Below are 6,011 nucleotides of genomic sequence, written 5' to 3'. Positions count from 1 at the left end.
CAATCCTTGGAAACAGCACAAGGGCAATCCTTGGAAACAGTGCTGCTCGCAGAGATGAGCGACGGCGGTACGTTGAGGACGTCCAGAAGTAATGTCGTAGCGCCCATCGAACATCGAGTGCGAGTGCGTGGACCTTCAGATCTCTTCGCATGGTAAGCCTCACCGCGGTCGCCGCAATACCCATCATTACGCTTGCGAACCAGACCCCCGAGGGAAAAGTTGCTACCTCTAAGTGGCTCATTGCCGGCCTTGCCTCGCTTGCAACTTTGATCGAGAGTTTCCTGCAGCTTGCGAAGCCCCATGAGTATGCCCTTGTAAAGCGCTATATGGCCGAAGAATTCGACAAACAAATCCGAGCGACCGCCACAGGCTACAAGGGACACGCGGATGCCAATCAGGGGACCGGAGAAGACATTATGGCCGACGATGAATCCGACCAAGAAGACGGTGAAGAACATAGGGATGACGATGAATCCACCCAAAAAGGCAGTGAAGACATTATGACTGACGATGAACCCACCCAAGAAGGCAGTGAAGAGAATAGGGATGACCGAGCTAGATCCTCTCAAGGGGGCGACGAAGAGGACGGCGAAGCCGTCCATTTTAGATATTTCTTTGAAAGGATAGAACCCCTCCGCGAGATCGCCGCGGCAAAGATGCGCGAAATTTCTGAAAGCTCCCTGATGGGCTCGGCGGCTGCCGATGCCTTTACTCAGGGAGAGGAAGAAGATGGGCAAAACAAGCCATTCGGCAAAGCCTGAGCTCTGGCACTGTCCCGTCGTGTTTACCCGGCCGATACACGAGATGCCTGGCACCCGCGCCTTGATAACCGATCTTTAAAGGTACCCATACCGAACGTGACCAATGATCACACTCAGACATGGTCACGCTCGGTAGTTCTCGTCCGGGAGTTCGTCCGTCAGTGGCGGCGGAGGAACCACGGGCGCGTATGTGCGGGCAGCACGAGGGGCTGTTGTCCCTGGGTTCGGCGGATCGCAGCCACGGCCGGCACGAAGAACATGTACTGGCAGCACCACACACCGAAGAGCAGTGACACCAGCGAGAACTACAACATCAACTTGAAGCAGAGAACGGTCATCTCGACAGTCAGGGCGACAAGTCCCGCGATGCCTCGGTCGATAGCACCTCCGCCGGACCGGCTGCCTCGGCCACCGAACGACATCCCTGGTGCTCGAAAGTTGAGCCCACTGAGACCGATCGACATACCAGGCCCATACATGCGCATGATTCCCCCGTTGACCCGCGTGGAGGGCATCATCCACTTGGCGCTGAAGCCAGCAAGCTGGACCCCACCATGGGCGGCGCATCATTGCCGATCGTGACCAGAGTCGGACGGCGCCCGAACTCGCACTAGGTAGTCGACCCGAGACCTTCGGTGATACCCGATCCTGGCAATCGATAACCACGGTCAGCAGTGGGATTCCGTGAGACTCACCGGGACCACGCCCCGACGATCATGGCGAAGTGTCTGACCAGGTCAGGCAGGATTCACCGAGGTCAGGAGGACCACATGGCGTCGGGCCGAGCGGCGCCCCGCGTAGTTTTCAAGACCGCCGCTGTTGTGCTTGGGGTCGGTCGGCTGTCCACGTAGGCACGTCCCGTCGTTTCGGTAGCAACGGTGTGTCCCAAGGCTGAAGCCCGGCGGGTCTACCGTCGGGCGGATGATCGATGGCGATGCGGATGGTCAGCGGTTCCTCGTCCTGCACGACTACGGGATGAGCGAACTGTGGTGGTGGGTCCGGGCGCGGTCGGCGCAGGAGATCGTCGAGCGGATCGCCGAGGTCGAGGTCGTGACGCAGCCTGAGGCCGTTCAGCGGGCCGCGACGTGGGACCTGACCGAGGTGGCCCTTGACGCGCCACATTTGCCGTCGCCCTTGAAGGAACTGCGGAAACAGCGTGACGCGCAGCGGGGGCATCCGGACTTCGCGGCTTGCGCCGGGAGGGCTCTCGTACATCTGTGTCGCCGGTGGGAAGGCGAGGATGGGGTTGACCCCGCTTCGTACTACCTGGAGGTCGGGCCGGACGGGCGCCGCCTGCGCCAGGTGGAGGTGCGCGACGACGGGACGTCTGTGAGGTCCGGGCCGGACGACTGGGCCTTCAACCCTCCTGTGGTCGACCTCTACGCCCCGGAGGCCGCCGCTTGGGAGATCAACTCCGAGGAATTCGAAGCTCAGTGGCGGCGTGCGGTTGACGATGGCGCATAGCCGCTGTCGGCCGACGTCGAGTGGCATGTCCGTCGTGCCTCTCGGGCAGCAGCGAGCGAGGCACTCCGTCCTCCTGATCGGCAGGCCGCGACGCCAGAGCGTCACACTCCGCCATCTTGTAGCCGCCGGGCCGCGAGCCCCCGAGGCGCTTCAGCGGTCCGCAAACAGTCCGCAGGAGGGTGGAAAACGGTCCACACCAGTGGCAACTACTGAAAGCGAGAACCGCAGGTCAGGCGGCCTGCCAGGCGGATAGGTGCAGGTCGGAGGACTACGCCGTGGCACGAAGCAGATGAAGGTCGCCGCCAAGGCAGGATCCGCCTGAGCTGGCGGCGTTGCTCGGCACGTCGGTCGGGGAGCCGGRGGCCAGGAACGTCGGCCTCCGTGGCGTGCTCCCCGGCCCTGGCGGAGGACTGCCGTACCGGTCGGGACGTTGCCTCGCCCGGACACAAGCTCCTGGGTGCCCGTACAGGACTCGCCGTGCGGACTGGTCGGTGCGATGGCCCAAGGCGCTGGCCGGGCCGGGCTCATGGCGCGCTCATTGTCGGGTGGCCGCGTTCATCACGGCGGTCGCCAGACGGTGGTTCTCGGGGGCCCCGCCACCCCCGCCGAAGGCAAAGCGGCGTCGGGTGTAGCTGTAGGTGACCCGGCTGCGTGGATCGGCGAAGGTCTGGGCGCCGACCGCTCCGCTGTGACCGAAGGCATCCGGACCGAGGAACGGGTATCGGACGCACTGTGCCTCGAAGCCCAGCAGAAAGTGGTCGGGCTCGCCGGTGACCAGGTCGAGGCCGCTCACATGGGCCGTGGTGAACTCGGCGAGGATGCCGGGTTCAAGTAGTGGGTCCCGGCCATGCCGCCCGCTGATCGCGGCGGCGTACATTCCGGCGAGGCCGCGGGCGTTACCGAAGCCACCCGAGGAAGCGGGGCCGAGCGCCCGTACCGACCGGGTGTTGGCGAACTCGACAAGGTCGGTCGGCGGGCTGGCGTTGAGGTTGAAGGCGATTCCCGTCAGGCTGTCCGGAGCCGGCGAGTTCGCTGCTGCGGCTTCGAGCCGCGCGGGCGGCAGCGGCCTGACGGGTACGTATCGTGATTCCAGCCTCTCGGGTAGCCCGAAGTAGAAGTCGAGCCCGTACGGCCGTCGGATGCGGTGCTCGTACAGCTCCTGGACGGACACCGCGGCGACCCGCCGGACCACCTCGCCGACGAGCGCGCCGATCACGAAAGCGTGATAGCCGTACCCGGTCCCAGGCGGCCAGTAGGGCCGCTGCCCGGCCAGTCGCCGGGCGAGGATGCGATCGTCGGCCAGTTCCGAGGTGCTGAACCCGCCGTCCACCCCGATCAGACCGGACTGGTGCGAGAGCAGGGCTCGCACCGTGATGTCGGCCTTGCCTTCGGCGGCGAACTCTGGCCAGTACGTCGCGACCGGGCGGTCGAGATCGATCACGCCGTCCTGTACCAGCAGCGCTACGACCAGGTAGACCGCACCCTTGGCTGACGAGTACAGGGCGAGTAACGAGTCGCCCGTCAGCCCGTCTCCGGCCCACAGGTCGACCACTTGCCGTCCGTCGTGGTAGGCCGCGAGCTGGGCCCCCGGATCATCGTCTTCGGCGGCGACGGCGGCGAACTCCTCCCGCACGTGCTCGTAGCCCGCTGCGACGGTGCCGTGCACACCGACCTCGCGCAATGTCATCGCCCCTCAGCTCTGGATGTCGGTTCGTCGACGTGTCGGCCCGTTCTCGGCTCGCGTCGACATCGGGAGTCGGGCCTGGGGTGGTTGGCGCCAGCGGGGGTGAGGGTCACGCCGCGGCGCGTGCGGCTCCGATCGAGCGGGCGACCCCTACCACCCGCTCGGCCTGGATCCGGGCCGCGGCGCGGGTGACGTCGTCGACCGGTTGGGCACCGCCGGCGTCGTGGTGGGAGGTTCCGTAGGGGTTGCCGTCGGTGAACTTGGCGGGATGGGTGTAGCCGGGGGCCACGACGATGCCGCCGAAGTGATGGAAGGTGGTGGCCAGTGCCAACAACGTCGACTCGTGGCCGCCGTGCAGGGTGCCGGTGGATGTGAAACCGCTGTAGACCTTGTCGGCCAGCAGGCCCCGCTGCCACGCGCCACCCAGGGTGTCGAGGAAATGCTTGAGCTGTGCGGAGACGTTGCCGAATCGGGTCGGCGAGCCCATGAGTACCGCGTCCGCCCAGATCAGGTCGTCGGCCGTGGCGACGTCGTCGGCTTTGGCGACCCGGACGTCGGCGGTCATCTCGGCGTCGAAAGCCCGTTCGGGTCTGGTGTCGACGGCCGCTTGCGGCGCGAGTTCGCCGACCCGGCGGAGGCGGACGTCCGCTCCGGCCTTCGTGGCGCTCTCGGCCATCTCGCGGGCGATCTCCGCGACGTGGCCGGTGGCCGAGTAGTAGATGATCGATACCTTGACGAGGGCACCCATCGGACGCGCTCCTGACAGTGGACGGGCAGGACAGAAGGGAAGCCGCGCTGGGGTCGGGCGTGCTTGACGGCCGCCGACCTCGCTCGTTGCGGCGTGGGCTGGTAACGACGGTATGGCGAGAACTCGCGATAGTCAATATCGGTGACTATCAACTTAGGTGACTAGTTGGGGGGAGGGCGATGCGTCGGAGTGAACGCAAGCAGGTTGATCCCGATCTTGGGATTCTCGCCAGTCGGCTCCTGTTCGCCGTGCAGGAGGAGCTGTTCCGCACCCTGGCCCAGCAGGGGCACCCACACCTGCGGCCCCAGCATGGAGCGGTGCTGGCCTACCTGGACGTCGACGGCAGTCGCGCCACCGACCTGGCCCGCCACTCCGGCCAGCACAAACAGGTCATAGGCAAGCTCGTCGACGAGCTGGAGGCGCTCGGCTACGTCGAACGCCGCCCCGATCCCGCGGACCGCCGAGCCAAGCTCGTCGTCCCGACGGAGCTGGGGCTCGACGAGATGAGCCGTTCCGACGCGATCGTGGCAGCCATCGAGGACCGCCACGCCGAGGTCCTCGGCGTCGACGCCTACGCCGAGTTCAAGCGCGCATTCGCGCAGATCACCCGGCAACAACGGGCCGAAGGTAACGATGGCGACTCCGTGGGTGCAGGTTTGTGAGCGATACGAGGCTGGGATCACCGCGTGGAAGACCCGCGGAAGCGATCTTCGGGACCATCTGGAGGGGGAGAGCGGCGGTGACTGATGCGTCCAGGCGTGCCCGGCGTGACGCGATTCGAGCCGAGTACGCGGCCGAGGAGGCCGAAGCCGCTGAGGCTGAGGCTGTCGAAGCGGAGCAGGCTGTCGTGTCTGTGAGAGTGCCCGCCTCGTTGGCCGAGGCCCTCAAGGCCCGCGCGGCGGCCGAGCACCTGCCGACCTCGGTGTTGGTCCGGCGCATCCTCGCTCGGGCGGTCCAGAGCCCTGATGCTCCTGTCGTCAGCGTGGAGCAGGTCGAAGAGATTGTGCGCAGGGTCCTTCGCGAATCAGCTTGATTCGCGGTCCGCAAACGGATACACAGGCCGCTGACCGTGTCCGCTTGCCGTGCTGGGGTCGGTGTGCCGGCTCCTTGGCGGCGGCGCTGACGGTTCGCGCCGACTCCATCCTTCCGATGATCGGTGGGGACTAGCAGATCCCCTTGAGGCGAGCGTTCACGGCGCCGCTGGCGGCTTCCGCTCCGTCGCGGGCATCGCGGGCATCGCGGGCATCGCGGATATCGTGGACGTGAAGGGTGCCCGAAGGTATGCCCTTCGGCGACTACCGGCTTTCGCGGGGCGGTCCTAAAATATGGGCCGGACACGCGACGGCCTGGGGGA

At 66.1% G+C, this 6,011-nt stretch carries 6 protein-coding genes; 4 read left to right on the top strand and 2 right to left on the bottom strand.

The window, feature by feature from the left end; genetic code table 11:
• Nucleotides 1-149: 149 nt before the first annotated feature.
• Together CcI49_RS41810 and CcI49_RS36485 are read left to right on the top strand one after the other, a co-directional pair.
• The gene (locus tag CcI49_RS41810) at nt 150-761 is read left to right on the top strand and encodes a hypothetical protein (RefSeq protein ID WP_131831284.1); all 612 of its coding nucleotides are present in this window, start codon (nt 150-152) and stop codon (nt 759-761) included.
• A 921-nt stretch (nt 762-1,682) separates the two neighbouring features.
• On the top strand, nt 1,683-2,225 hold the full coding sequence (locus CcI49_RS36485; protein ID WP_054568413.1) for a hypothetical protein: 543 nt from the start codon (nt 1,683-1,685) through the stop codon (nt 2,223-2,225).
• A 535-nt stretch (nt 2,226-2,760) separates the two neighbouring features.
• On the opposite strand, the gene CcI49_RS36480 is transcribed toward CcI49_RS36485, so the two are convergent.
• Nucleotides 2,761-3,912 carry a serine hydrolase domain-containing protein gene (locus CcI49_RS36480; RefSeq protein WP_076834134.1) on the bottom strand — a complete coding sequence of 384 codons (1,152 nt, stop codon included), beginning with the start codon at nt 3,910-3,912 and terminating at the stop codon, nt 2,761-2,763.
• Nucleotides 3,913-4,018: 106 nt separating this feature from the next.
• Nucleotides 4,019-4,657, bottom strand: a complete 639-nt coding sequence (wrbA, locus tag CcI49_RS36475; protein WP_076834132.1) for an NAD(P)H:quinone oxidoreductase — start codon at nt 4,655-4,657, stop codon at nt 4,019-4,021.
• A gap of 179 nt (nt 4,658-4,836) precedes the next feature.
• Here wrbA and CcI49_RS36470 point away from each other — a divergent pair, with 179 nt between their 5' ends.
• Both CcI49_RS36470 and CcI49_RS36465 read left to right on the top strand, forming a co-directional pair.
• On the top strand, nt 4,837-5,319 hold the full coding sequence (locus CcI49_RS36470) for a MarR family winged helix-turn-helix transcriptional regulator (RefSeq protein ID WP_076834130.1): 483 nt from the start codon (nt 4,837-4,839) through the stop codon (nt 5,317-5,319).
• Entirely contained in the window at nt 5,316-5,690 is a 375-nt protein-coding gene (locus CcI49_RS36465) for a ribbon-helix-helix protein, CopG family (protein WP_241840466.1), read from the top strand. Before CcI49_RS36470 ends, CcI49_RS36465 begins: the two co-directional genes overlap by 4 nt.
• The last annotated feature ends 321 nt before the right edge of the window (nt 5,691-6,011 follow it).

The organism is Frankia sp. CcI49 (assembly GCF_001983215.1).
In the GTDB taxonomy this organism is placed as follows: Bacteria; Actinomycetota; Actinomycetes; order Frankiales; family Frankiaceae; genus Parafrankia; species Parafrankia irregularis.
The sequence above is the reverse complement of the archived record's forward strand: the minus strand, read 5'-3'. Positions and strand labels throughout refer to the sequence as shown.